The sequence below is a fragment of the Spirillospora sp. NPDC029432 genome, from assembly GCF_040703975.1.
Classification (GTDB): Bacteria; Actinomycetota; Actinomycetes; order Streptosporangiales; family Streptosporangiaceae; genus Spirillospora.
Genome location: NZ_JBEZWH010000016.1, coordinates 123,839 through 147,589, shown reverse-complemented (window position 1 = coordinate 147,589; position 23,751 = coordinate 123,839). Strand labels below are relative to the sequence as shown.

Here is a 23,751-nt window from a genome sequence, read left to right as displayed (position 1 = left end):
GGCGCGAAGGAGCCCGGCGAGTCCGGTGGCGGCGCGCCGAGCCGCCGCCGGGTGCGGCCGCCGGGCGTACCGGACGACTGGGGCCCCCATGCTTGAGATCGTCGTCAAGCTGGCGCTGGTCGCGGCCGCGTTCGCGGTCCTGCCGCTGCTGGTCGGGCAGGCCGAGCACAAGGTCATGGCGCACATGCAGGGGCGCCTCGGGCCGATGTACGCGGGCCGCTTCCACGGCTGGGCGCAGCTGGTCGCCGACGGGGTGAAGTTCGCGCAGAAGGAGGACGTCGTCCCGCGCGACGCCGACCGCCGCGTCTTCAAGCTCGCCCCGGCCGTCGCGCTCGTCCCGTACCTGCTGGTCCTGATCGTGATCCCGATCGGGCCGGACGGCCAGGTCGCGCTGGAGCTGGACATCGGGCTGTTCTTCGCGCTGGCGGTGATGGGCGTCGGCGTGATCGGCGCGATCATGGCGGGCTGGGCGAGCGCCAACAAGTACTCGCTGCTCGGCGGGATGCGGGTCGCGGCGCAGCTGATGTCGTACGAGCTGCCGATGGTGTTCGCCGCGGCCTCGGTCGCGATGGCCGCCGGGACGCTGTCGCTGGGCGGCATCGTGGAGGAGTGGCGCTGGTGGTGGCTGCCCTGGCAGGCGGTCGGCGCGGTGGTCTTCTTCGTCGCCGGGCTGGCCGAGCTGCGCCGCCCGCCGTTCGACATGCCGGTGGCCGACTCGGAGATCATCTTCGGTCCGTACACCGAGTACGGCGGGCTGCGGTTCGCGCTGTTCATCCTGGCGGAGTACGCGGGCATCGTGGTGCTCTGCCTGCTGACCACGGTGCTGTTCCTGGGCGGCTGGAAGGGCCCGTTCCTGGACACCGAGCTGGGCTGGCTGTGGACGCTGCTGAAGACGGCCGCGCTCGCGTTCGTGGTCATCTGGCTGCGCGTCAGCTACCCGCGCATGCGCGAGGACCAGCTCCAGAAGCTCGCGTGGGCGTGGCTCGTCCCGCTGTCCCTGGCGCAGCTCGCCCTCACCGGCGTCATCCGCGTCGCCGTCTAGGACGGCCGGCCGGTACGGCGCCAGGGCGGCAAGCGCGTCAGGGCAGGAAGAGGGCGTACTCGGCGATCTGGGCCAGGAGGGCGGGCGGCAGGTCGATGTCGACGGCCATCTCCTCGGCGGAGAAGAAACCGCCCTGCTCCTCGCGCCGCCGGACGATCCGCTCGACATGCTCGTCGGTCAGGCCGGGGAGCATCGCCAGCGCGGACGGCGGGGCGTGGTTGACGTCGACCAGGCCGCCGTCGTCGTAGCCGCGCGGCAGGTCGGGCCGGCCGATCCGCAGCTCGTGGGCCAGCGCCGGGTCCTCGGTGGCCAGCGCGCGGGCGTCCTCGCGCAGGACGCGGCGGTACTTGGCGAGCTTGATGGCGTGCTCGTTGCGCTGGCTGTGCGGGGCGGCCTTGGGGAAGACCGCCGGCCGTACCGCGAAGGCGTGCACGCTCCCGGCGACCCACAGCATCAGGAACATGATCGCGCTCAGCGCGCCCAGCATCGCGTCGCCCGACTGCGCCATCAGCATCGCGCTGCCGGTCGCGGCGCCGTAGCCGGCGGCGGCCGCGCCGAGATTCCACGACTGGCGGCGCACCGCCGCGTACATGAACGAGAACGGCGTGCCGAAGCCGAGGCTGATGAACGGGACGAACGCCCACATCACCCCGCGCGGCTCGGGCGGCGGCGCCGGCGGGATGGGCGGCATCGCCGGCATCGGGGGCGGGCCCGGCGGCGGGACGGGGGCCGGGGGCGGGTACTGCCGGCGCCAGCCCGGCGCGGTCGGCGGGCCGGGCGGATGCGGGTAGGGGGCGCGCCCGCCCGGATGCGGCGGGCGCGGCCGCGGATAAGGCCCGGTCCCGGGGCCCGGCGGGCGGCGCGGCGGCGGCGCGTGCCCGCCCTCGTCACGGTTGACGGGCCGGTCCTGGCCGTTGGGGCCGTCCTGGTCGAAAGGGCCGTCCACGCCGTGGGTCACGTCCCCTCCTGGAAGTCCGGAGGAGCGGCCGGTCCCGGCCGCTCACGCTTGGTTGGACGAACGCCGGAGCCACTACGTTCCCCTGCGGCGCTCAGTAAGGAATCATGATGACCCGTGGGACGGCTACCAGGAGGCGGGCTGGCCAAGGGGCTGGCGGTCACGTTGCGGACGATGACGCGGCGCTCCATCACGCGACAGTACCCCGAGGTGCAACCGGACCTCCCCCCGCGCAGCCGGGGGGTGATCGCGCTCTTCGAGGAGAACTGCACGGTGTGCATGCTCTGCGCGCGCGAGTGTCCCGACTGGTGCATCTACATCGACTCGCACAAGGAGACGCTGCCCGCCGAGGGCGGCGGCCGGGCCCGTACCCGCAACGTGCTCGACCGGTTCGCGATCGACTTCGCGCTGTGCATGTACTGCGGGATCTGCATCGAGGCGTGCCCGTTCGACGCGCTGTTCTGGTCGCCGGAGTTCGAGTACGCCGAGTACGACATCGGCGAGCTGACCCACGAGCGGGAGCGGCTGCGCGAGTGGATGTGGACGGTGCCGCCGCCGCAGGCGCACGACTCCGGCGCCGAGCCGCCCAAGGAGGTCACCACCGCGGCCCGGGGCGGGGCGCGGGGGCCGAGGGGGCGGCCGGCGTGACCGGCGCCGAGGTCGTCTTCACGCTGCTGGGCGTGGTCGCGGTCGGCTCCGCGGTCCTCGTGGTGACCACGCGGCGGCTGGTGCACGCGGCGCTGTGGCTGGTGGTGTCGTTCGGCGCGCTGGCCGGCGGCTACCTGGTGCTCACCGCCGAGTTCGTCGCGTGGGTGCAGGTGCTCATCTACGTCGGCGCCGTGATCGTCCTGCTGCTGTTCGGGATCATGCTGACCCGGGCGCCGATCGGCGAGTCGGCCGACCTGGACTCCGGCAACCGGTGGGCCGCGCTGGCGGTGGCCGCCGCGACCGCCGTCCTGCTCGTCACCGTGCTGGTGATGGGCTTCCGGGACGCGTACACGCCGCTGGCACCGGGCGGCGGGTCCGCCGAGTCGCTCGGGTCGGGCATCTTCCGTACCTGGGTACTGCCGTTCGAGGTGCTGTCGGTGCTGCTGCTGGCCGCGCTGGTCGGCGCGATCGTGCTGTCGCGCTCCGACATCGGCCCCGGCGCCGGCGACGGCGCCGGCGGCGATGACGACGGGAAGGGCGAGCGCTGATGCATCTGGCCTATCCGCTGGTCGTCGCGGCGCTGCTGTTCTCCGTGGGCGTGTACGGGGTGCTCGCCCGCCGCAACGCGATCCTCGTCCTGATGTCGGTCGAGCTGATGCTGAACGCGGTCAACCTCAACCTGGTGGCGTTCGACGTGTGGCTGCGCGACCGGCTGCACGGCGGGCAGGTGCTGACGCTGTTCACGATCGTGATCGCGGCGGCCGAGATCGGGCTGGGGCTGGCGATCGTGCTGCTGGTCTACCGCAACCGCCGGATGATCGACGTCGACCGGCTGCGGGAGCTGCGCGAGGACGGCACGGCCCCGGCCCCGGCTCCGGAACCGGGTACCGGGTCGCGCACGGAGGAGGGCGCCGTCCGATGATCGCGTCCACCGCGCTGGTGATCCTGCTGCCGTTCGCCGCCGCGTTCGCCGGCTTCCTGTTCGGGCCGAGGCTGTCGCGGCCGCTGCGCAACGGCCCCGCGGTGCTCGCCTGCGCGCCGGTCGCCGCCGCGGCCGTGCTCGCCGCGGTCGTCGCGTTCGCGGTGTGGCGGACGCCCGGGGCCCGTACCGGCACCCTCTCGATGATCCCCACGGGCGGGGTGGACATCGCGATCGGCCTCCAGGTGGACGGGCTCGCCGCGCTCGTCGGGCTGATGGTCTGCTGCGTCGCGCTCGCCGTCCAGATCTACTCGATCGCCTACATGGCCGGGGACCCGCGCTACTCCTCGTACGCGGCGTTCGTGTCGCTGTTCACCGCCGCGATGCTGCTGGTGGTGTACGCGGGCGACCTGCTGCTCCTGTACGTGGGGTGGGAGGTCATGGGCGTCTGCTCGTACTTCCTGATCGGCCACCACTGGGAGGACCGGGCCAACTCGCGGGCCGCGGTCAAGGCGTTCCTGGTGACGCGGCTCGGCGACGTCGGCTTCCTGCTGGGGATCATCGTCCTCGGGGTCGGCGCCGGGACGTTCGAGATCGACGGCGTGCTCGGCCGGGTCGGGACGCTGCCGGACGCGACCGTGACGGCGGCGGCGCTGCTGCTGCTCGCCGGGGTCGCGGGCAAGAGCGCGCAGTTCCCGCTGCACACGTGGCTGCCGGACGCGATGGCCGGCCCGACGCCGATCAGCGCGCTGATCCACGCGGCCACCATGGTCGCGGCCGGGATCTACGTCGTCGCGCGCCTCTACCCGGCGTTCCTGGCGGCTCCGGCGGCGCTGACCGTGCTCGGCCTGCTCGCGGTGATCTCGATGGTCGGCGCGGCGCTGGCCGCGCTCGCGCAGGACGACCTCAAGCGCGTCCTCGCGTACTCCACCGTCAGCCAACTGGCCGTGATGGCCGCCGGGCTCGCGGTCGGCGCGGACACCGGCGCGGTGTTCCACCTGCTCACGCACGGCGCGTTCAAGGCGCTGCTCTTCCTGGCCGCGGGCTGCGTGATCACGGTGGCGGGGTCGAACATGCTGCGCGACTACGGCGGCCTGCGGCAGAACATGCCGCTGACGTTCTGGTCCATGACGATCGGGCTCGCGGCGCTGGCCGGGGTGCCGCCCGCGAGCGGCTGGTTAAGCAAGGACGCGGTGATCGAGGGCGCGCAGCACACCGCCCTGCACGGCGGCGAGATTCCCGGCGCCGCCGCCTGGATCGTCTACCTGGGGCTGCTGGCCACGGTGGCGCTGACGGCCGCGTACGCGATGCGCGCCTGGCTGATGACGTTCTTCGGGGAGCCGCGCGGCTCGTACGAGATCAGGGAGGCGCCGCCGCTGATGTCGTGGCCGGTCGCCGCCCTGGCCGTACCCGCCGCGGTCCTCGGCTTCTTCGGGCTCGGCGCCGCCGAGCTGCGTCCGCACGTGGGCGCGGCGCTGATCGGGCTCGTGTTCCTGCTGCTCGGCGGCGGGGCGGCGTTCCTCGTCTGGAACCGGGATCCGGCGCTCGACCCGGCACGGGTGCTCGGCCCGGCCCGTCCGGCCTTCGCGCGCGCCTTCTACGTCGACGAGGCGTACGCGTACGCCGTCGCCGCGCCGATCAGGGCGCTGGCGCGGCGCGTCGTCGCGTTCGACACGCGGGGGATCGACGCGCTCGCCGTCGGCGCCGCCCGGGGCACGCGGCGGCTGTCCGGGCCGCTGCGGATCCCGCAGAACGGCAACCCGCAGACCTACCTGACCGGGCTGCTCGCCGGAGTCGTCATCATCACGGCCGGAGTGGTGATCTTCCTGTGATCCTCATGCTGATGGCGGCGATCCCGCTCGCGGGGGCCCTGCTCCTGCTCGTCCCGCCGCGCCGCCTCCTGCCCGGCGACACCGCCGTACGCCGGTACGGGCTCGGCGTCTCGGGCGCCACGCTCCTCGCGGCCCTCTACGCGCTCGCCGCGTTCGACTACTCGGCGCCGTCCCGGATGCAGTTCGAGGTCGACCGGGCGTGGGCGCCCGCCATCGGGCTGCGGTTCCACCTCGGCGCCGACGGGATCTCGCTGCCGCTGGTCGTCCTGACCGCGCTGCTGACGTTCCTCTGCTTCGTCCACCTGGTGAGACATCCGCCGGCCGGCGGGTCCGCCCGCCTGCTCACCGCGCTCCTGCTGCTCCTCGAGATCGGCCTGCTCGGCACGTTCGTCGCGCTCGACATGGTGCTGTTCTTCGTGTTCTTCGAGGTCGTCCTGATCCCGATGTACCTGGTGATCGCGCAGTGGGGCGGGCCGGGGCGGCGCGCGGCCGCGTACAAGTTCATCCTCTACACCCTGCTCGGCTCCGGCCTGCTCCTCGCCGGGATGCTGCTGGTCGCGGTGAACGCCGGCACGCTCGACATGACCGCGCTCGCCGCCGGGCACGAGGTCGCCCGCGGCGTCCAGATCGTCGCGTTCCTCCTGATGGGACTGGGCTTCGCGATCAAGGCGCCGATGTGGCCGCTGCACACCTGGCTGCCCGACGCGCACACCGAGGCCCCCACCGTCGGGTCCGTGCTGCTCGCGGGCGTCCTGCTGAAGATGGGCACGTACGGCCTCGTCCGCGTCGCCGTCCCCGCCGCCCCCGAGGGCGCCGAGTTCTGGGCGCCGTACCTCGGCCTGCTCGCGGTGATCGGGATCGTGTACGGGGCGCTCGCCTGCCTCGCCCAGCGCGACCTCAAGCGGATGATCGCGTTCTCGTCCGTCGGGCACATGGGCTTCGTCCTGCTCGGCATCGCCACCCTCACCCCCGTCGGGATCAACGCCGCGCTCTTCGGCAACATCGCGCACGGGCTGATCACCGGGCTGCTCTTCTTCCTCGCCGGCGCGATCAAGGACCGGTACGGGACCGGCGACCTGGACGCGCTCGGCTCCGGCATGCTCGGCAGCGCGCCCCGGCTCGCCTCGTTCCTCACGTTCGCCTCGATCGCCTCGCTCGGGCTCCCCGGCCTCGCGGGCTTCTGGGGCGAGATGCTCGCGCTCGTCGGCGCGTACCGGCCGCACTCCGGGCTGCCGCGCGGGACGTTCATCGCGTTCATGGCCGTCGCCGCGCTCGGCGCCGTGCTGACCGCCGCCTACTTCCTGCGCCTCCTCGCCAAGATCACCCACGGTCCGCGCACCGCCGGGAGCCCGGTCGCGGCGATCAGCGCCCACGAGTACGCGGCGTGGACCCCGCTGATCGCCCTGATCCTGCTGGTCGGGCTCTGGCCCAAGACCCTGCTGGACGTGACCACGGCGCCCGTCCGCGCGCTGTTCGGAGGCGGCTGACATGATCCAGGGCATCGACTACGCGGCGATCGCGCCCCCGCTCATCGTGGCGGTCGCCGCCATCGCGCTCCTGCTCGCCGACGCGTTCGACGTCCCCCGGCGCCTCCTCGGCCTCCTCAGCGGCCTGTCACTCCTGATCGCCCTCGCCGCGGTGATCGTCCTGGGCCGGGGCTCCCGCCGCGCCACGTTCTGCCTCCCCGAGGACCTCCGCGCGAAGGGTCCCCCCTCCTGCTCGTACGTCGCCGACGACTTCACCCTGCTCTTCCAGGGCATCGTGCTGGCCGCCGCCGTGATCGTCGTACTGCTCTCCGCCCGGGAGATCACCGAGGCCCGGATGCCCGCCGGCGAGTACCACTTCCTCCTGATGGCCGCCATCACCGGCGCCCTCACCCTCGTCGCCGCCCGCGACCTGATCCTCCTCGCGGTCGCCCTGGAGACCCTCTCCCTGCCCGTCTTCGCCCTCGTCGCCCTGCGCCGCTACGACGGCGCCGCCACCGAGGCCGCGCTCAAGCTCTTCCTCGTCTCCGTCGTCTCCGCCGCGATCATGCTGTTCGGGATCAGCCTCGTGTACGGCGCCACCGGCGCCATGCACCTCGACCGCGTCGCGCCCGCCCTCGAACGGCTCCCCGCCGACCTCGAACCGGTCGCCGCCGTGGGCATCGTCCTGGTCGTCGCCGGGTTCGGGTTCAAGGTCGCCGCCGTCCCGTTCCACTTCTGGGCGCCCGACGTCTACCAGGGCGCCCCGCTCCCGATCGCCGCGTTCCTCTCCGTCGCGTCCAAGGCCGCCGGCTTCGCCGGGCTCGCGATCGTCCTCGCCCTCGGCTTCCCCGCGTACGGCCACATCTGGGGCCCCGTCATCGCGATCATCGCCGCGGTCACGATGACCCTCGGCAACCTCATGGCCCTCCGCCAGCGCACCGCGATCCGCCTGCTCGCCTGGTCCTCGGTCGCCCAGTCCGGCTACATGATCGCGCCGCTCGCCGTCGGCGCGCACCGCCTCCCCGAGGCCGTCGCCGCCACCACCGCGTACGTCGCCCTGTACGCCGCCATGAACCTCGGCGCGTTCGCCGTCGTCACCGCGTACCGCCGCGGCGCCACCCTGGACGACTTCCGCGGCCTGGCCCGCGACAGCCCCGCCACCGGCGCGGCCCTCGCGTTCTTCCTCATCTGCCTCGCGGGCCTGCCGCCCGGCGTCATGGGCCTCTTCGCCAAAGTGGTGGTCTTCCGCGCCACCGTCGCCGGCGGCGTCACCTGGCTGGCCGTGATCATGGCGGTCAACACCGTCATCGGCCTCTACTACTACCTGGCCTGGGCGGCCCGCCTTTTCGCCGGGACGACCACCGCTCCCACGCCCGACGTCCCCGTCCGGGCCGCCATCGCCGCCACCGCGACCGCCGCCGTCGTCCTCTCCGTGGCGCCCCAGCTCGTCCTGGAGACCGTCCGCTCGGTCACCTGACCGGGGGAACGTTCCGGCAGGTCAACCCGTTGACCCCGATAGCGGACGAACGACGGGGAGGCAGGCGCAAGTGCGGTTCAACGGCGTCAAGACGGCGGCACTGATCGGCGCCCTGTCGGCACTGATGCTGGCCGCCGGCTGGGCCCTCGGCGGCTCCGCCGGGCTCGCCATCGCCCTGATCATCGCCCTGGGCACCAACGGCTTCGCGTACTTCTTCAGCGACCGGATCGCCCTGCGCTCGATGCGCGCCCATCCCGTCGGCGAGGTCGAGGCGCCCGTCCTGTACCGGCTCGTCCGCGAACTGGCCACATCGTCCCGCCAGCCGATGCCGCGGCTCTACATCTCCGAGACGCGGCAGCCCAACGCGTTCGCCACCGGCCGCAACCCGCGCAACGCCGCCGTCTGCTGCACCCGCGGCATCCTGGAGATCCTGACCGAACGCGAACTGCGCGCCGTCCTCGGCCACGAACTGTCGCACGTCTACAACCGCGACATCCTGATCTCCTCGGTCGCCGCCGCGATCGCCACCGTGATCACGTACCTGTCGCACCTGGCGATCTTCCTGCCGATCGGCCGCACCGACGACGACGAGGGCCCCGGCATCCTCGGCGCCCTCCTCATGCTGGTCCTCGGCCCGCTGGCCGCCGCCGTCGTCCAGATGGCGATCAGCCGTACCCGCGAGTTCCAGGCCGACGCCTCCGGCGCCATGCTCACCGGCGACCCCCTCGCGCTTGCCTCCGCCCTGCGCAAGATCGAGGCCGGCACCCGGGCCGCACCCCTCCCGCAGGACCCCGAACTGGCCACCACCAGCTCCCTGATGATCGCCAACCCGTTCCGCGGCGCCGGCATCGGCCGCCTCTTCTCCACCCACCCGTCCACCGACGAGCGGATCGCCCGCCTGGAACGCATGGCCGGCCGCCGCTGACTGTCACCTCAAGGTGCCAACCATGTTCCCCGCGAACCCGCGGGGCCCCGGCACCGTCCTATCCACCGAGAGCGCGCCGGGCTCCCTCAGCGGGGGAGGGAGCCCGGCGCGTTCCCGACGTCACCGGTAGTTGGTGAACTGCAGGGCCACATCGAGGTCCTTGCCCTTCAGCAGCGCGATGATCTCCTGCAGATCGTCCTTCTTCTTCGAGCTGACCCGCAGCTCCTCACCCTGGATCTGGGCCTTGACGCCCTTCGGCCCCTCATCCCGGATGATCTTGCTGATCTTCTTGGCGTTCTCCTGCGAGATCCCCTCCTTGAGGGTCACCCCGATCTTGGAGACCTTGCCGGACACCCGCGGCTCGCCCTCCTCGATCGCCTTGAGCGAGATCCCCCGCTTGACGAGCTTGTCCTTCAGCACGTCCAGCACGGCCAGCGCCCGCTCATCGGTGTTCGCCTGGATCTCGATGGCCTCCCCGGACCACTTGATCCCCGCGTCCACGTTCCGGAAGTCGAACCGGTTCGCGACCTCCTTGGCCGCCTGGTTCAGCGCGTTGTCGACCTCCTGCCGATCCAGCTTCGACACAACATCAAATGACGAGTCCGCCATGGCAATCCTTCTCCTGGAGTCCGCCTGCGACCTAGGCGGCACGATCCCGACGGCGCACCGGACCCTCACCCGTCCCGGACGCCCCCATCAGCGTAGCGACCGCCGCCCCACCCCTGCGATGTCACGACCAGTCCCCGCGTCCGCTATTCTTTCCAGTGCCGTCGCAGAGCGACGCCACGGCGGGTTGCCCGAGTGGCCAATGGGAGCGGACTGTAAATCCGTCGGCTTAGCCTACGCAGGTTCGAACCCTGCACCCGCCACACCACGCATAGAGCCCCTGACCAGGGACGATGGTCAGGGGCTCTGTCGTTGCCGGAACCTCTCCACCGCAGCCGGATGCCACCAGAAGCAGCCCCATGTCACTGGTCGCGGACTATACGCGGAATGCAATCCGAAGCGTTTTCGCAGGTCGCTCCCGGAACGGGGAAGGGACCCCGGAGCGCACCGGGTCCCTGCACGGTAGCCGAGCCGACCGCCGCTTGGGCCCGCATTGGGCCCGGCATGGCGCCTACTCGTCGAGCGCATCGCCAATCCGCCTGATGGCCCGGTCCTGCTGGCCCTCGATGCACTTGGCATAGATCTGGAGAAGCACCTTCACGCTGTGCCCGGCCCGTTCGGCCACCTCGGTTGCCGGAACACCGGAGTTGAGCCACAGCGACACGCCCGCATGCCGAAAGTCGTACGGCCGCCGAGCCAGGGGAGAGGCCACTTGAGCAGGCGTGAGCGCCAGAGCCCGAGTCGCCGGACGGCCGCGCACCGCGCGGCCGCCGGCCGACTCTCCGGCTAACGGCGGTCACGGGGTCACGCGCCACCGCCAGCAGAATCGTTAGAGCAGCGGCATCCTCAACGAGGTTGACCCGTGCCATCGTGTCACCCATGAGTAGCGAAGATCCTGTGAGCCGGACGGAGGAGCACCGCCAGGCCGACGGCGAGACTTTCAGTGACGTTGTCCGGCGAATGGGAACGCGTCCGCGCTTGGCCCTCAAGGTGGGTCTCGTCATCATCGCCACCGTGAGCACGGGTATCGCCCTCTTCGAACCGCCTTACGAGTCAGTCCCAGCGATGCTTGTCGGCGTTCCCGTAGCAACATGGCTGATCCGCCGATCCCGCTAGCAGGCAGCGGCGAGGCGCCCAGAATCAAGCCTCCGGCGGGGGCCACCGACTCTGAGAAGCCGGTGTACGTCGTCGCGAGCAAAGAGGTGCCACCCGTAGTGCTGACACGAGCGGGTTGCGCGAGAGAGCCTGCTCTCAGCTGTCAGTGCAGTGTCTTGCGCATGATGTAGTTCAGTCCAGAGAGCTCAGTCTCGGTCTCGCGAACATCGACATAGCCCAGCCTGTGATAGAAGCGATGTCCGGTGATGCTGGCCCCGGTCTCCATGAAGTCATAGCCCTCATCGGCGGCATGCGTTTCGATGTGCAGCATGAGATAACGACCGATCCCCCGTCCGTGCTGGTCAGGGTCGACGAACATCGTGTAGACCTTGTTCCCGTCACGCGAAACAGTCCCCACGAGCTGATCGGCGATCTCAGCTACGTAGACGCTCCGGCTTTGAGACAACTCGATGAAGCGGTCAGGGGTGAAGTGCCTGCACATGCCGTCGATGATGTCGGCTGCGTAGTCGTGGCTGTTCACCTCGCGCAGACAACGCTGGACCAGCCCCGCGACGTTGACCGCATCGAGATCACGGAATGGTCTGACACCAAGATCCGTAGCGTTCCCGCCACCTTGCCGTTCGCTGCTTGTCCCCATCGCCATCCCTGCAAGATAGCCGGGCGAACCACAAAACGACCCCATACCTCCGGGACGGCAGTGGCAGCAGCGCCAGCGGACGCCACCGGTCGTGAGCAGCACCCAGCGCGAGGTCAGAAGGGGAGCGCGAGGCGGGCTGTGATTCCATCGGCTTAGCCCACGCAGGTTCGAACCCTGCACCCGCCACAGCAGCAGAACCGGCCCCTCACCTGTGATTACGCGATGAGGGGTCGTACTCGGCCCGGAACTGCGCGCGGTGCGACTGCGGCAGCGCATCGAAGATCGCGGGCGGATCCTCACCAGGATCCCGCGGCGCGGTCGGCTCCTCGGGCTGGGGCGGGGCATTGAGCCGATCTACCCGGCGATGTCCGCCCGGCAGGAGCGCGACGGCACTGCCTGACCGCCCGCAGGCCCCAGGTTGAGGGCGCCCGCAATGTGACCTGGTTCTGGTGTGGTCATGTGTCCGTGTGTCGGGAGCGGGCCTGGTTGATCTCCTCCTCGTGGCGTACTGCCCAGTCGGCCAGCGCGGACAGCGGTTCCAGCAGCGTGCGGCCGAGCGAGGTGAGGCTGTACGTGACGCTGGGCGGCACCGTTGGGTGCACCTCGCGTCGTACCAGGCCGTCGGTCTCCAGGCCCCGCAAGGTACGGGTCAGCATGCGTTGGCTGATGCCCTCGATGGCGCGGTGCAGTTCGTTGTACCGGTGCGGACGGGTCCCAAGCAGGATCACCAGGAGCATGCTCCACTTGTCGCCCACTCGCCGGAACACGTCCCCGACCGGACATGCGGCCAACTCGTCGGCGGGCACCGGGCGAGGCAGCTCGTGTGCCAGTACCGAAGGAACACCGGTGTGCGTACCGGACATGAAACTGCCTTCTTTCGCCATCCGCCGGGGCGGCCACATGATTCAGACGTTCTGCCTACGAACCTAAGGAGCCATGCCGTGCCGGACCAACCGCCCAAGACGGTCATCATCAGCGGCGGGACCACCGGCATGGGCCGGGCGGTCGCTCTGGAACGGCTGGCCAGGGGCGACCACGTCACCGTGATCGGCAGTAACCGGGCGAGGGGACGCGCACTGCTCGACCGGGCCGCTGGTACGAACCTGCGGTTTCTGCAGGCGGATCTGTCCTCGATCGCTGAAGTCGAACGGGTCGTCACCGACATTTCCGAGCGGCACCAGGCCATCGACGCGCTGGCGCTGTTCGCCAATCGGATCAGTGCCGGATACGCCGGGACCCCGGACGGACTCGAGTACACCTTCGCCCTCTACTACCTGAGCCGCCATCTGCTCGGCCACCGGCTACGCCCACTTCTCGACGCCGCCCCCGACCCCGTGATCGTCAACGTGGCCGGTGTCGGCAACACCGCAGGGAAGATCTTTTGGGACGATCCGCAGCTGACGCGCCGTTATGGCCAGGTGCGCGCCCAGCTCCAGGCCGGCCGGGCGAACGACCTGCTCGGCGTCGCGTTCGCCGGCCAGGCGGGGAGCAAGGCCCGCTACATCCTCTACCATCCGGGATTCACCCGCAGCGGAGCCGACGCCCACCCGAACCCGCTCGTGCGGAACGCGATCAGACTGCTCGCGAGGTTCTTCGCCCGCCCCGTCGCCGACGCGATCCGGCCGATCGTCGACTGGATCGACCACCCGCCCGCGGGCGCGCTGTCCGCGTTCGACCGCGGCAAGCCCGTCGACCTGTCCCTGAAGACCTTGAACCCTGACGACGCCGCCCGTCTCGCCGCCTACACGCAAGACCTGTTGCGCAGCCGTGGCCACACCTCTTGACCGGCCAAGAGGTCCCTAGCCGCCTGGCATGAGTTTCAGTGCGCCGTGGGGGACGCTGACGCCCAACGCCGTGGGAACGAGCACCGCGAGCGCCCCGAGCAGGCTCGCCGGCAGCAGGGTCGTGGTGGGTGCGTCGATGGCCATGGCGATGAGAAGTACGTAGATCATGGCCAGGGCTCCGGCGACGGCGGAGGAGACGAGCAACTTGGTGAGCAGGCGTCCGCTCTTCGCCGCCATTTCTCCGGCGACGCCGGCCGGCAGGAAGAGCAGCGGGATCATGGCGACGCCTGCCGCGCCGGCGAGCAGCACCAGGAAGGGGCCTGCCAAGGGACCGCCGGTGTCCGCGTCGGTGACGAGGGCGTACGCGATCAGGGCGGCGTAGGCGGCGACGCCCTGCACGGTGAACGCCAGGCAGGCCACCAGCGAACCGGTCAGGTGCCCGCCGACCCTTGCGAACATGGCGTTCTCCCCTGGTCGCGGCCGTGAAATGCGTGGATTGTGATCGTATCGGGCCTTTGGGTGGTCGGTGGCTGCCCGCCGTCCTTGATCAGGTGGAGACTGTGGGGCATGGAGTTCTTCTGTTACCACCGTGATCGGCCCGGTTCGATGGCGCTGCGCCGGGAGTTGCAGGAGGAGCACTGGTCGTACATGGACCGGTTCGAGAAGGAGATGATCGCTCGCGGTCCGACGCTCGTGGACGACGGTGAGACGGCCACCGGCAGCGTGCACATCGTCGATCTGGCGGATCCCGCCGCGGCGCGGGCGTTCGCGTTCGAGGAGCCCAACTACCAGGCCGGCGTGTACCGGGACGTGCTGCTGCGGCGGTGGCGGAACCTGCTGGGACGCACGATGTGGGAGTTCCCCGGCGGACGGGACGGCGGTGACCGTTACCTCGTGCTCGGGTTCGGAGAAGGGGAGGCCGTCGATCTGGAGGCGCCGGGCGATCGGGACGAGCTGATCGCGTACGGGCCGCTGCTGTCCGACGACGGCGGCACCTGGGTCGGGACGGCCGCGCTGGTCAGGGCGCCCGGGGTGGACGCGGCGCGGGGCGTCCTGACCGTGGAGCGGTACGCCGGTGTCGAGGTCCACGAGTGGGCGTTCGGCGGGCGGTCGTGAGGGTGTGAAGAAGCCCCTGACCGGCAGGTCAGGGGCCGGCGGGCTCAGGAGTGGTCGCGGGTCCAGAGGGTGATGAGTTCGTCCGTTTCGGCGGATTGGGCGGCGATGCTCTTCTGCTCGTGGTCGACCTGGATGCCGACGGGGCGCAGGTCGAGGGCGGGGCCGGGGCGGTACCAGTAGACCTGGGGGGAGATGGCCTTCTCGCCCTTGTCGAAGTGGGTGCGGGTGAGGGCCTGCATCGCCTCCATGGCGGCGAAGAGGTGGGTGCCGCCGATCTCGTGGAAGACGAGGTACTCGGGGACCGGGAACGACACCAGCGCGCCGTAAGGGGCGGGGCCGAGGTGGCGGGGCAGGGCGTGGACGTGGGCGCCGATGTAGCGGTGCGTCTCGCCGATGTGCGAGATCGGGACGTCCCAGATCTCGTCGGTCTTGACGTAGTGCGGCTCCTTCTCGATCGAGGCGCGCACGGCGGCGGCGAAGATCTCGGCCTCGGGCCTGGAGCCGATCGAGGAGCGGTTCAGCGGCATGATCGAGTCGGGGTAGTCGACGACGACCGTTTCGAGGAGGCCGGGGGCGAGGGGGCGGTTGACCAGGGCGTCGCGCATGCCGGGGGCGGCGTTGAGGTCCTCCTCGGTGTAGAGGCGCACGCGGAGGCGCTCCTCGGCGAGGAGGCGGTCGATCTCGGAGTGCTCCTCGGCGCGCTGGGCCGTCTCGATGTTCCTGACGAAGCCCCGGACGAAGGCGGCGGCGTGCTCGGGGAGCTCCGCGCGGGGGTTGCGGCCGGCGAACGCGCGCCACTCGCCGATGTCCAGGGGGCCGGTGGTGCCGCCGGGGAGGGTGACGACGAGCCTTTCCGGTGTTTGCAGCGCGGCCTGGTACCCCCTTTCGGCGAAGGCCTGGACGAGCGCGTCTCCGATGATGTCCATCGTTCTCCTGTCTTGATCGGGATATCGGCCTTGGACTCTCGCGCCCCCGGCGAGGTTCCGCTGAGATAGACCTTTGTGCGTGCTGGTGACTTGCGCTACCGAGGCGACGCCCGGGTCGGTGAACGAGGACTTCGTGGTGGTGGGGCCGCACTGGGCGGTCGTCCTGGACGGGGCGACGCCGCGGCCGGGGATCGACTGCGGGTGCGCGCACGGGCCCGGGTGGCTCGTCCGGCGGCTGGGCGGTGAGCTGGCGGTACGGCTCTCCGGGGACGGGACGCTGGCCGATGCGCTGGCGTCGGCCATCAAGGCCGTACGGGACCTGCATCCCGAATGCGATCTCGACAACCCGGACAGCCCCTCGGCGACCGCGGCGATGGTGCGGTGGGGCGAGCGCGTGGAGTGGCTGGTCCTGGCCGACTCGCCGGTCCTGCTGGATTCGGGGGACGGGGTGCGCGTCGTCCGGGACGACCGGGTCGACCGGCTGCCCAGCTATACGGCGGCGGCCGTACGGGAGGCGCGAAACAGCGCGGACGGCTTCTGGGTGGCGAGCACCAGGCCCGAGGCCGCGTACGAGGCGCTGGCGGGCGAGGCGTCCGGTGTGAGGCGGGTGGCCCTGCTGAGCGACGGCGCGTCCCGTCTGGTGGAACGGTTCGGGCTCATGGAGTGGAGCGGCCTGCTCGAACTCCTGGACGGCGAGGGCCCGGAGGAGCTGATCCGGCGCACCCGGGCCGCCGAGGCGGCGGGCGGCGACTTCCCGCGGGGAAAGCGGTACGACGACGCCACGGCGGTCCTGGTGCGTCTCGGCGGGTGAACTCAGGCGGGGTTGCGGGCGGGAGCGATGTGCGGCCACCAGGCGTGCAGGTCCTCGGGGAGGTGCATGCCGTCGAGGGTGAGGGAGCCGGGGAGCATCGGGTAGCGGCGGCCGGCCGGGAACTGGCGCTCGTACGAGGGCGGGTCGAGGACGACGACGCGGGTGCCGTTCACGGCGGGGATGTCGGCCGGGACGCCCTCGTTGTAGATCCACTCGCCGTGCGCGTCCACCAGGTTCCACGGGCTGGTGATGACCGGCCGGCCGGGCGGGGTCTCGGCGTCCAGGAAGCAGTTGACGATCTCGGGGGCGGGCGGGGTGCCGGGCAGGCCGCCGGGACGGCCGATGAGGGCGCCCGCCAGGAGGGTGTGCAGCTGGAAGTTGTCGCCGATGCCGCCGATCGTCACGGTCCAGCCGTGCTGGGTGGCACGGTCCAGGACCAGCAGGCGCTCGCCGTCGAGGACGCGCAGGAGGCCGGCCACCCAGCCCATCTGCTCGCAGTGCCCGGCCAGCCGCCGGACGAGCGCGGCGCGCCCCTCCCGGTCGGCGACGCCGGACCGCAGCTCCGCCGACTTCGACAGCATCGTGTTGGCGCTGAGGGCGAACCGCTCCATCGAGAACCACGACAGCATCGCGCCCACCGGGTCCGGCAGGTGCGGCCCGATGGTGTCGACGATCTGCTGGGACGGCTGGTCGGCGCTCGGGTCGGGCGGGTTTCCGGCGCCGGCCTTCTCCCACGCCTCGGCGAACGCGACGCTCGCCTCCGCGACTTCCAGCGTCTTGTTCAGGACGGGCTCGTCGACCGCGAAGGTCGTGGCGCCCATCTCCACCCAGGAGCCCGCCATGATCGCGAGCCAGCAGCCGAGGTTGGGCGGCGCGGCGGCGATGCCCTCGCCCATCTTCATCATCGCCAGGTTCAGCACGACCGGCGGGAGGTCCTGCGACTCGCGCATGACCTGCGGCATCAGGTCGCTGAACGCCTGGTCCTCGGCCGTCGCCGCGCGGACCATGGCGTGCACCCGCTGGAGGAATTGATCGTTCATGGGGGATCACCTTCGCACAGGGCGGGGTGACCGGGCGCGTTCCTCGAACTTGATTCTAGAATTGTTCCCATGGACTCACAGGACTTCGCCGACGTGCTGGCGGCCGTGCGCGCCTTCGTCCGGGACCGGGTGGTCCCGCGCGAGGAGGAGATCGAGGAGACCGACGCGATCCCGGAGGAGATCCGGCAGGCCGCGCGGGAGATGGGGCTGTTCGGGTACGCGCTGCCCGAGGAGTACGGCGGGCTCGGGCTCGCGCTGAGCGAGGAGGTGCGGCTCTGCTTCGAGATCGGGTACGCGAGCCCCGCGTTCCGGTCGATGTTCGGCACCAGCAACGGCATCGCCGGGCAGGTGCTGGTGAACGCGGGCACGCCCGAGCAGCGCGGGAGCTGGCTGCCGCGGCTGGCGTCCGGCGAGGTCGTCGGCGCGTTCGCGCTCACCGAGGCCGAGGCCGGCTCCGACCCGAGCACGCTGACCACCACGGCCCGGCGGGACGGCGGCGAGTACGTCATCGACGGCGCCAAGCGGTTCATCACCAACGCCCCCGAGGCCGACGTGTTCATGGTCTTCGCCCGGACGGGCGGCGCCGGCGCGCGCGGCATCTCCACGTTCCTCGTGGAGCAGGGCACCCCGGGCCTGACGGTCGGCCCGGCCGACGACAAGATGGGCCAGCGCGGCGCCCACACCGCCGAGGTGTTCTTCGACGGCGTGCGCGTCCCCGCGGCCGCGATGGTCGGCGAGGAGGGCACCGGCTTCCGTACCGCCATGGCCTCGCTCTCCCACGGCCGGCTGAGCATCGCGGCCGTCTGCGTCGGGCTCGCGCAGCGGATCCTCGACGAGACCGTCGCGTACGCCCGCGAGCGCTCCCAGGGCGGCAGCAGGATCGGCGACCACCAGCTGATCCAGGGACTCATCGCCGACTCCCAGACCGAGCTGTTCGCCGGCCGCTCGATGGTGCTGGAGGCGGCGCGCGCGTACGACGCGGGCGAGGACACCAGGCTCGGCCCGTCCTGCGCCAAGTACTTCTGCTCGGAGATGGTCGGCCGCGTCGCCGACCGGGCCGTCCAGGTGTACGGCGGCATGGGCTACATGCGCGGCGTCGCCGTGGAGCGCTTCTACCGGGACGTCCGCCTCTTCCGCATCTACGAGGGGACGAGCCAGATCCAGCAGCTGGTCATCGCCCGGAACCTGCTGCGCTGACCGCCGCCGGAAGGCAGGGGCTAATCGATTTCGCATGTGGTTCCCGGAGCATGTATGGTTCTACTGCGCGAACGACGCAAGCCCCTTTAGCTCAGTCGGCAGAGCGTCTCCATGGTAAGGAGAAGGTCTACGGTTCGATTCCGTAAAGGGGCTCGGCAGCGCGAAGGCCGTCCGGAGATCCACAGAGATCCCGGGCGGCCTTCGATCGTTCCCGGCGGTCACCGGTGGCGGGAGGCCGCGGGGCGGCGGCGGGCGGATTCGCCCCGCTCCGTCGCTTCGTGATACCGTCCACCCGGTCCCAGCGGACGATTCCCAGGTCATCGGCCCAGCCCGGTATCCTGGGACGCGGTACGCATCGACCGGCACCCGGCGCCGGATCCGGGCAGGATCCGTCCGATCAAGACCCGGATCCTCGTGATTCCAGGCTCCGGTGAAGTTCCGGTATCCTTGCAATCCGGTCCACACCGACCATCACGGCGGGGTAGCTCAGTCAGGCAGAGCAAGCGGCTCATAATCGCTGTGTCGCCGGTTCAAGTCCGGCCCTCGCTACTACTCGATCCTCTCGCCCCGACAGGGGCGAGAGGGCTGGGTAAGAAACGCCGGCCCACCCTTCGGGGGCGGCCGAGTATGTCCAAGTCCCTAGTCAGAAAGGCACTCCATCGTGGCTGCCACCGACGTACGGCCGAAGATCACGCTGGCCTGCCAGGAGTGCAAGCACCGCAACTACATCACGCGGAAGAACCGGCGCAACGACCCGGACCGCCTGGAGATCAAGAAGTACTGCCCCAACTGCCGCACCCACCGCGCGCACCGCGAGACCCGCTAGTCCCGTTCCGCGGCTCCGCAGTTGGTGATGGCGTGGCGGCGCGTGCCGCCGTCGGCCGCTTCTTCGCTTGCCACTCGATCAGCCCGTTCTCGCACCACCCGCGAGGACGGGCTGAACGTCGTTCTGTTACCGTCCGTCCAGACTGGAACGACGAGCTCGGGCGCGGGCGAGCGGGTCCGAGGCCCGGCCCCCTGCCCCGTTCGACCGTGGAGGGACGGACTTCATGCCACTCAACCGTGATTTCATCGGGCGGAGCTTCCCGCCCACCGACCCGTACGAGGTCAGCCGGGTGAAGATCCGGGAGTTCGCGGACGCGATCGGCGACGGCAACCCGATCTACCGCGACGCGGAGGCGGCGAAGGCCGCCGGGCACCCCGACGTGATCGCCCCGCCGACCTTCCCGATCGTGGTCTCGCTCGGCAACGCGGGCCTGGCCGACCCCGAACTCGGGCTCAACTACGCGATGGTCGTGCACGGCGAGCAGCGGTTCGAGTACACCCGCCCGCTGCGCGCCGGGGACGTCGTCACCTGCACGTCGACGATCACCGAGATCAAGTCGATCGGCAACAACGAGAAGATGGTCCTGGAGACCGACGTCAAGACGGTCGAGGGCGAGCTGGTCTGCAAGACGTACAACACGATCGTGGAGCGGGGGGCCTGATGACCGCCAAGGTGAGCTACGCCGACGTCGAGGTCGGCACCGAGATCCCCGCCCAGACGTACAAGGTGGACCGGGCGAACCTGGTGATGTACGCGGGCGCCTCCGGCGACTTCAACCCGATCCACTGGCGCGAGTCGTTCGCGAAGCAGGTCGGCCTGCCGGACGTCATCGCGCACGGCATGTTCACGATGGCGCAGGGCGGCCGGTTCGTCACCGACTGGGCGGGCGACCCGGGCGCCGTGGTCGACTACGGGGTACGGTTCTCCTCGCCGGTCGTGGTGCCCGACGAGGGCGGCGCGACCCTGGAGATCAGCGGCAAGGTGGAGGAGAAGCTCGACGACAACAAGGTCGTCGTCGCGCTGACCGCCCGGTCGGGCGAACAGAAGGTCCTCACGCGCGCCAAGGCCGTCGTCCGGCTCGCCTGAGGACGCCAGGGCCCCGATCGCGCGGGCCCGGGACGCGCCGGCGGCGTCCCGGCCCGCGCGGTCACGCGCGCACGGGAGGGGAAGACCACGTGGCGGTGTTCGCTGAAGAGGTGAACCTGGCCGGATACACCACGCTGCGGCTGGGCGGCCCGGCCCGGCGGTTCGTGGAGGCGACGACCGAGGCCGAGCTGGTCGGCGCGGTCCGCAAGGCCGACGAGGACGGCGAGCCGGTACTGGTGCTCGGCGGCGGCAGCAACCTGGTGGTGTCGGACGACGGCTTCGCCGGGACGGTCGTGCGGGTCGCCACCCGCGGCGTCGAGCGCGCCGCCGGCGAGGGCGGCCGGATGTTCGTCCGCGTCCAGGCGGGCGAGGAGTGGGAGCCGTTCGTCGCGCGCTGCGTCGAGGAGGGCCTGGCGGGCGTCGAGTGCCTGTCGGGCATCCCGGGACGGGTCGGCGCGACCCCCATCCAGAACGTCGGCGCGTACGGCCAGGACGTCAGCGAGACGATCGTCAGGGTCCGCGCCTACGACCGCGAGGCCCGCAAGGTCGTCACGCTCGACCGCGCGGCGTGCGCGTTCACGTACCGCAACAGCGCCTTCAAGGGGAACGACCGCTACGTCGTCCTGGAGGTCGTCTACGCCCTCCACGAGGCCGAGGACTCGCAGCCCGTCGCGTACGCCGAGCTCGCCCGCACGCTGGGCGTCCGGCCGGGCGACCGGGTGCCGCTGAAGGAGGCCCGCGAGGCCGTCCTGGAGCTGCGCCGCGGCAAGGGCATGGTCCTCGACCCGGCCGACCCCGACACGCGCAGCGCCGGATCGTTCTTCACCAACCCGATCCTGGACGCGAAGGGCCTCGCCGAGCTGGAGCGCCGCGTCGCCGAACGGCTCGGCCCCGACGTGTCGTTCCCCCGGTACGCCGAGAGCCCGGGGGCGGACGGCGAGCCGCGCACCAAGACCTCCGCCGCCTGGCTGATCGACCGGGCCGGGTTCGCCAAGGGCCACGCGCGCGGCCCGGTCCGGATCTCCGGCAAGCACACGCTCGCGCTCACCAACCCGGGCGGCGCCCGTACGGACGATCTGCTCGCGCTCGCCCGCGAGGTGCGCGACGGCGTGCGCGAGGCGTTCGGCGTCGAGCTGGTGAACGAGCCCGTCCTCGTCGGCGTCCGCCTCTGACCGCGGGGCCGCGCCGACCGGCCCCGGCCCCCGCCACCTGCGGCTGCTCCGGCGAATGAACTTATGCCGCCGCGACGGCCGTGACGTGGGATGTTTTCGGCGGCGCGCGCGTTCCGTAGCGCGGATCCGGCGCGCATCATTGGGGCGAGGGACCCTTTGCGCACACGGCTTCCGCCGTGGGGGCCGTGGGAGGGCCCCGGTGGGGCGGACCATGACCGTGGCCATTCCGCGTGAGCAGCGGGGGCTGGGACTGCGGCCTCAGCTGAGCGACGAGGTCGCGTCGCGCATCAGAGAAATGATCATGGACGGGCGGGTGCGGCCGGGGGAGTACCTCCGGCTGGAACGGCTGGCGCTGGAGTTCGGCATCAGCGTCACGCCCGTCCGCGAGGCGCTGCAGTCGCTGCGCAGCGAGGGCTTCGTGCACCTGGAGCCGCGCCGCGGCTTCGTGGTCACCCCGCTGTCGCGCCAGGACGTCGGGGACCTCTTCTGGGTGCAGGCGGCCATCGCCGGGGAGCTGACGGCCCGCGCGGCCGCCCGCATGACCGCCGACCGGCTGGCCGCGCTCGCCGACACCCAGGCGGGCCTGGAGCGGGCGGCCGCCGCCGGCCGGGCCGACCTGGCCGAGGAGCGCAACCACGCCTTCCACCGGTCGATCAACCTGGCCGCCGGGTCGGCCAAGCTCGCCTGGACGCTGGCCGCGGTCGCCCGGTACGTCCCGCGCGGCCTGTACGGGCGCGTCCCCGACTGGCCGGGGTCCGCCGCCCGCGACCACCGGCTGATCCTGGCCGCGCTGCGCGCCGGCGACCCCGCCGCGGCCGGCGCCGAGATGCGCGCGCACATCGTCCGGTCGGGCGAGCTGGTGATCGCGTACCTGGAGCGCCGCGGCATGTGGGGCGGCGCGCCCGACACCTAGTAGCGGCCGCCGTACCGCCGCGCCCGGCTAGGCGCGCTCCCAGTCGTCCACACCCGCCAGCAGGCGCCGCCGCACCTCGTCGGGGGCCGCCGAGCCGCGGATCGACTGGCGGGCCAGCTCGGCCAGCTCCGCGTCGCCGAACGCGTGCTCGGTACGCGCCAGCTCGTACTGCCGCGCCAGCCGCGAACCGAACAGCAGCGGGTCGTCGGCGCCCAGCGCCATCCGCGCGCCCGCCTCGTACAGCGCCCGCAGCGGCACGTCGGCCGCCGTCGCCGCCACGCCCAGGCCGACGTTCGAGGCGGGGCACACCTCCAGCGTCACCTCGCGGTCCACGATCCGGGCCAGCAGCCGCGGGTCCTCGATCGCCCGCACGCCGTGCCCGAGCCGGTCGGCCGACAGCGTCTCCAGGCACTCCCGGACGCTCGCCGGCCCGAGCAGCTCGCCGCCGTGCGGCACCGACAGCAGGCCGCCGCGCCGCGCGATCCGGAACGCGCCCTCGAAGTCGTACGCCCGGCCCCGGCGCTCGTCGTTCGACAGCCCGAAGCCCACGACCCCGCGGTCGGCGTACCGGACGGCCAGCCGCGCCAGCGTCTTGGCGTCCAGCGGGTGCCGGGTCCGGTTGGCCGCGATCACCACGCCGATCCCGACCCCGGTGGCCTCGCTCGCGTCCCGAACGGCGTCCAGCACCAGCTCGACGGTCGGGGTCAGCCCGCCGAACCGCGCCGCGTACCCGCTCGGGTCCACCTGGATCTCCAGCCAGCCCGACCCCTCGGCCGCCTCGTCCTCGGCGGTCTCCCGAACGAGCCGCCGCAGGTCGCCGGGGGTGCGCAGGACGGAACGGGCGATGTCGTACAGCCGCTGGAACCGGAACCAGCCGCGCTCGTCGGTGGCCCGCAGCCGGGGCGGCCAGTCCTCGACCAGCGCGTCCGGCAGGTGCACCTCGTGCTCGGCCGCCAGCTCCACCAGCGTGGAGTGCCGCATCGAGCCGGTGAAGTGCAGGTGCAGGTGCGCCTTCGGCAGCGCGGCCACATCGCGCGGCCGGCCCTGGCCGGCGGGCCGCGGGCGGGCTGAATCGTGGCGGTCGTGGCGGTCGTGGCGGGGTGCAGCGAGACGGGCCTCCATGACCTAATGCTGCCGGATGGCGACGGAGTGCGGGCGTCCGGCTCACCAGGATCATCAGTCCGGGCCATGAACGATGGTCCGCCGCGGCCATGCGCGCCCCGTCCGTCCGGCCCGGATGTCCCGGTCCACCTGGGC

At 71.7% G+C, this 23,751-nt stretch carries 25 protein-coding genes, 3 tRNA genes and 1 pseudogene; 20 read left to right on the top strand and 9 right to left on the bottom strand.

Features of this window, described 5'->3' with window-relative positions; genetic code table 11:
• The first annotated feature begins 88 nt into the window (after positions 1 to 88).
• A complete protein-coding gene (nuoH, locus tag AB0881_RS16015; RefSeq protein WP_366617647.1) occupies positions 89 to 1,042 on the top strand; it encodes an NADH-quinone oxidoreductase subunit NuoH in 954 nt (317 codons plus the stop codon).
• Positions 1,043 to 1,079: 37 nt separating this feature from the next.
• On the opposite strand, the gene AB0881_RS16010 is transcribed toward nuoH, so the two are convergent.
• On the bottom strand, positions 1,080 to 2,000 hold the full coding sequence (locus tag AB0881_RS16010) for a helix-hairpin-helix domain-containing protein (RefSeq protein ID WP_366617646.1): 921 nt from the start codon (positions 1,998 to 2,000) through the stop codon (positions 1,080 to 1,082).
• Between the two features lie 114 nt (positions 2,001 to 2,114).
• Here AB0881_RS16010 and AB0881_RS16005 point away from each other — a divergent pair, with 114 nt between their 5' ends.
• The 7 genes from AB0881_RS16005 (at position 2,115) to htpX (ending at position 9,264) form a co-directional block, all read left to right on the top strand.
• The gene (locus AB0881_RS16005; RefSeq protein ID WP_366617645.1) at positions 2,115 to 2,645 is read left to right on the top strand and encodes an NADH-quinone oxidoreductase subunit I; all 531 of its coding nucleotides are present in this window, start codon (positions 2,115 to 2,117) and stop codon (positions 2,643 to 2,645) included.
• A complete protein-coding gene (locus AB0881_RS16000) occupies positions 2,642 to 3,193 on the top strand; it encodes an NADH-quinone oxidoreductase subunit J (RefSeq protein WP_366617644.1) in 552 nt (183 codons plus the stop codon). The genes AB0881_RS16005 and AB0881_RS16000 overlap by 4 nt, the downstream gene beginning before the upstream one ends.
• The gene (gene nuoK, locus AB0881_RS15995; protein ID WP_366617643.1) at positions 3,193 to 3,567 is read left to right on the top strand and encodes an NADH-quinone oxidoreductase subunit NuoK; all 375 of its coding nucleotides are present in this window, start codon (positions 3,193 to 3,195) and stop codon (positions 3,565 to 3,567) included. Before AB0881_RS16000 ends, nuoK begins: the two co-directional genes overlap by 1 nt.
• Positions 3,564 to 5,396 carry an NADH-quinone oxidoreductase subunit L gene (locus AB0881_RS15990; RefSeq protein WP_366617642.1) on the top strand — a complete coding sequence of 611 codons (1,833 nt, stop codon included), beginning with the start codon at positions 3,564 to 3,566 and terminating at the stop codon, positions 5,394 to 5,396. Before nuoK ends, AB0881_RS15990 begins: the two co-directional genes overlap by 4 nt.
• Before the next feature lie 5 nt (positions 5,397 to 5,401).
• Entirely contained in the window at positions 5,402 to 6,883 is a 1,482-nt protein-coding gene (locus tag AB0881_RS15985) for an NADH-quinone oxidoreductase subunit M (protein ID WP_366617659.1), read from the top strand.
• A gap of 1 nt (position 6,884) precedes the next feature.
• On the top strand, positions 6,885 to 8,339 hold the full coding sequence (locus tag AB0881_RS15980; RefSeq protein WP_366617641.1) for an NADH-quinone oxidoreductase subunit N: 1,455 nt from the start codon (positions 6,885 to 6,887) through the stop codon (positions 8,337 to 8,339).
• A 70-nt stretch (positions 8,340 to 8,409) separates the two neighbouring features.
• On the top strand, positions 8,410 to 9,264 hold the full coding sequence (gene htpX, locus AB0881_RS15975) for a zinc metalloprotease HtpX (protein ID WP_366617640.1): 855 nt from the start codon (positions 8,410 to 8,412) through the stop codon (positions 9,262 to 9,264).
• Between the two features lie 120 nt (positions 9,265 to 9,384).
• Here the strand turns inward: htpX and AB0881_RS15970 are convergent, their stop codons facing one another.
• Entirely contained in the window at positions 9,385 to 9,873 is a 489-nt protein-coding gene (locus AB0881_RS15970; RefSeq protein WP_366617639.1) for a YajQ family cyclic di-GMP-binding protein, read from the bottom strand.
• A gap of 178 nt (positions 9,874 to 10,051) precedes the next feature.
• Between AB0881_RS15970 and AB0881_RS15965 the strand changes: the two genes are divergently transcribed.
• Positions 10,052 to 10,133 (top strand) — tRNA-Tyr (locus AB0881_RS15965).
• A 248-nt stretch (positions 10,134 to 10,381) separates the two neighbouring features.
• Here AB0881_RS15965 and AB0881_RS15960 read toward each other — a convergent pair.
• From AB0881_RS15960 to AB0881_RS15950, 3 genes and pseudogenes are all read right to left on the bottom strand, one after another.
• A pseudogene (locus AB0881_RS15960) lies at positions 10,382 to 10,603 on the bottom strand (site-specific integrase); the annotation flags it as partial.
• Positions 10,604 to 11,128: 525 nt separating this feature from the next.
• A complete protein-coding gene (locus AB0881_RS15955) occupies positions 11,129 to 11,629 on the bottom strand; it encodes a GNAT family N-acetyltransferase (RefSeq protein WP_366617638.1) in 501 nt (166 codons plus the stop codon).
• 449 nt (positions 11,630 to 12,078) lie between these two features.
• Positions 12,079 to 12,486: a helix-turn-helix domain-containing protein gene (locus AB0881_RS15950; protein ID WP_366617637.1), complete on the bottom strand. Its 408-nt coding sequence runs from the start codon at positions 12,484 to 12,486 to the stop codon at positions 12,079 to 12,081.
• 78 nt (positions 12,487 to 12,564) lie between these two features.
• Between AB0881_RS15950 and AB0881_RS15945 the strand changes: the two genes are divergently transcribed.
• Positions 12,565 to 13,407: an SDR family NAD(P)-dependent oxidoreductase gene (locus AB0881_RS15945; RefSeq protein ID WP_366617636.1), complete on the top strand. Its 843-nt coding sequence runs from the start codon at positions 12,565 to 12,567 to the stop codon at positions 13,405 to 13,407.
• Positions 13,408 to 13,422: 15 nt separating this feature from the next.
• Here the strand turns inward: AB0881_RS15945 and AB0881_RS15940 are convergent, their stop codons facing one another.
• Complete coding sequence (locus AB0881_RS15940; protein WP_366617635.1) at positions 13,423 to 13,866, bottom strand: hypothetical protein; 444 nt, start codon at positions 13,864 to 13,866, stop codon at positions 13,423 to 13,425.
• A 108-nt stretch (positions 13,867 to 13,974) separates the two neighbouring features.
• Here AB0881_RS15940 and AB0881_RS15935 point away from each other — a divergent pair, with 108 nt between their 5' ends.
• Positions 13,975 to 14,523, top strand: coding sequence for a YciI family protein (locus tag AB0881_RS15935; RefSeq protein ID WP_366617634.1), 549 nt, complete (start codon positions 13,975 to 13,977; stop codon positions 14,521 to 14,523).
• A gap of 44 nt (positions 14,524 to 14,567) precedes the next feature.
• Here the strand turns inward: AB0881_RS15935 and AB0881_RS15930 are convergent, their stop codons facing one another.
• Positions 14,568 to 15,449, bottom strand: coding sequence for a hypothetical protein (locus tag AB0881_RS15930; RefSeq protein ID WP_366617633.1), 882 nt, complete (start codon positions 15,447 to 15,449; stop codon positions 14,568 to 14,570).
• Between the two features lie 79 nt (positions 15,450 to 15,528).
• Between AB0881_RS15930 and AB0881_RS15925 the strand changes: the two genes are divergently transcribed.
• A complete protein-coding gene (locus AB0881_RS15925; RefSeq protein ID WP_366617632.1) occupies positions 15,529 to 16,260 on the top strand; it encodes a hypothetical protein in 732 nt (243 codons plus the stop codon).
• 2 nt (positions 16,261 to 16,262) lie between these two features.
• On the opposite strand, the gene AB0881_RS15920 is transcribed toward AB0881_RS15925, so the two are convergent.
• Positions 16,263 to 17,300, bottom strand: coding sequence for a hypothetical protein (locus AB0881_RS15920; protein WP_366617631.1), 1,038 nt, complete (start codon positions 17,298 to 17,300; stop codon positions 16,263 to 16,265).
• A gap of 69 nt (positions 17,301 to 17,369) precedes the next feature.
• Between AB0881_RS15920 and AB0881_RS15915 the strand changes: the two genes are divergently transcribed.
• The 8 genes from AB0881_RS15915 to AB0881_RS15880 all read left to right on the top strand — a co-directional run bounded on the left by AB0881_RS15915 (position 17,370) and on the right by AB0881_RS15880 (position 22,494).
• A complete protein-coding gene (locus AB0881_RS15915) occupies positions 17,370 to 18,497 on the top strand; it encodes an acyl-CoA dehydrogenase family protein (RefSeq protein ID WP_366617630.1) in 1,128 nt (375 codons plus the stop codon).
• An 80-nt stretch (positions 18,498 to 18,577) separates the two neighbouring features.
• A tRNA-Thr gene (locus AB0881_RS15910) sits at positions 18,578 to 18,650 on the top strand.
• A gap of 322 nt (positions 18,651 to 18,972) precedes the next feature.
• Positions 18,973 to 19,046: transfer RNA gene (locus AB0881_RS15905), tRNA-Met, on the top strand.
• Positions 19,047 to 19,158: 112 nt separating this feature from the next.
• A complete protein-coding gene (gene rpmG, locus AB0881_RS15900) occupies positions 19,159 to 19,323 on the top strand; it encodes a 50S ribosomal protein L33 (protein WP_067812252.1) in 165 nt (54 codons plus the stop codon).
• A 223-nt stretch (positions 19,324 to 19,546) separates the two neighbouring features.
• Positions 19,547 to 19,984, top strand: coding sequence for a MaoC family dehydratase N-terminal domain-containing protein (locus tag AB0881_RS15895; RefSeq protein ID WP_366617629.1), 438 nt, complete (start codon positions 19,547 to 19,549; stop codon positions 19,982 to 19,984).
• On the top strand, positions 19,984 to 20,409 hold the full coding sequence (locus AB0881_RS15890) for a MaoC family dehydratase (RefSeq protein ID WP_366617628.1): 426 nt from the start codon (positions 19,984 to 19,986) through the stop codon (positions 20,407 to 20,409). The genes AB0881_RS15895 and AB0881_RS15890 overlap by 1 nt, the downstream gene beginning before the upstream one ends.
• 89 nt (positions 20,410 to 20,498) lie before the next feature.
• The gene (locus tag AB0881_RS15885) at positions 20,499 to 21,581 is read left to right on the top strand and encodes a UDP-N-acetylmuramate dehydrogenase (RefSeq protein WP_366617627.1); all 1,083 of its coding nucleotides are present in this window, start codon (positions 20,499 to 20,501) and stop codon (positions 21,579 to 21,581) included.
• Positions 21,582 to 21,798: 217 nt separating this feature from the next.
• A complete protein-coding gene (locus AB0881_RS15880; RefSeq protein ID WP_366617626.1) occupies positions 21,799 to 22,494 on the top strand; it encodes a GntR family transcriptional regulator in 696 nt (231 codons plus the stop codon).
• Positions 22,495 to 22,521: 27 nt separating this feature from the next.
• Here the strand turns inward: AB0881_RS15880 and AB0881_RS15875 are convergent, their stop codons facing one another.
• Complete coding sequence (locus tag AB0881_RS15875; protein WP_366617625.1) at positions 22,522 to 23,616, bottom strand: adenosine deaminase; 1,095 nt, start codon at positions 23,614 to 23,616, stop codon at positions 22,522 to 22,524.
• Positions 23,617 to 23,751: the final 135 nt, after the last annotated feature.

Excerpts from the sequence above, each read along its gene's own strand:
- nuoH (WP_366617647.1), top strand. The coding sequence starts at position 89 with ATGCTTGAGATCGTCGTCAAGCTGGCGCTGGTCGCGGCCGCGTTCGCG.
- nuoK (WP_366617643.1), top strand. The coding sequence starts at position 3,193 with ATGCATCTGGCCTATCCGCTGGTCGTCGCGGCGCTGCTGTTCTCCGTG.
- AB0881_RS15990 (WP_366617642.1), top strand. The coding sequence starts at position 3,564 with ATGATCGCGTCCACCGCGCTGGTGATCCTGCTGCCGTTCGCCGCCGCG.
- AB0881_RS15985 (WP_366617659.1), top strand. The coding sequence starts at position 5,402 with ATGCTGATGGCGGCGATCCCGCTCGCGGGGGCCCTGCTCCTGCTCGTC.
- AB0881_RS15980 (WP_366617641.1), top strand. The coding sequence starts at position 6,885 with ATGATCCAGGGCATCGACTACGCGGCGATCGCGCCCCCGCTCATCGTG.
- AB0881_RS15970 (WP_366617639.1), bottom strand. The coding sequence starts at position 9,873 with ATGGCGGACTCGTCATTTGATGTTGTGTCGAAGCTGGATCGGCAGGAG.
- AB0881_RS15955 (WP_366617638.1), bottom strand. The coding sequence starts at position 11,629 with ATGGCGATGGGGACAAGCAGCGAACGGCAAGGTGGCGGGAACGCTACG.
- AB0881_RS15950 (WP_366617637.1), bottom strand. The coding sequence starts at position 12,486 with ATGTCCGGTACGCACACCGGTGTTCCTTCGGTACTGGCACACGAGCTG.
- AB0881_RS15940 (WP_366617635.1), bottom strand. The coding sequence starts at position 13,866 with ATGTTCGCAAGGGTCGGCGGGCACCTGACCGGTTCGCTGGTGGCCTGC.
- AB0881_RS15935 (WP_366617634.1), top strand. The coding sequence starts at position 13,975 with ATGGAGTTCTTCTGTTACCACCGTGATCGGCCCGGTTCGATGGCGCTG.
- AB0881_RS15930 (WP_366617633.1), bottom strand. The coding sequence starts at position 15,449 with ATGGACATCATCGGAGACGCGCTCGTCCAGGCCTTCGCCGAAAGGGGG.
- AB0881_RS15920 (WP_366617631.1), bottom strand. The coding sequence starts at position 17,300 with ATGAACGATCAATTCCTCCAGCGGGTGCACGCCATGGTCCGCGCGGCG.
- AB0881_RS15915 (WP_366617630.1), top strand. The coding sequence starts at position 17,370 with ATGGACTCACAGGACTTCGCCGACGTGCTGGCGGCCGTGCGCGCCTTC.
- AB0881_RS15895 (WP_366617629.1), top strand. The coding sequence starts at position 19,547 with ATGCCACTCAACCGTGATTTCATCGGGCGGAGCTTCCCGCCCACCGAC.
- AB0881_RS15890 (WP_366617628.1), top strand. The coding sequence starts at position 19,984 with ATGACCGCCAAGGTGAGCTACGCCGACGTCGAGGTCGGCACCGAGATC.
- AB0881_RS15875 (WP_366617625.1), bottom strand. The coding sequence starts at position 23,616 with ATGGAGGCCCGTCTCGCTGCACCCCGCCACGACCGCCACGACCGCCAC.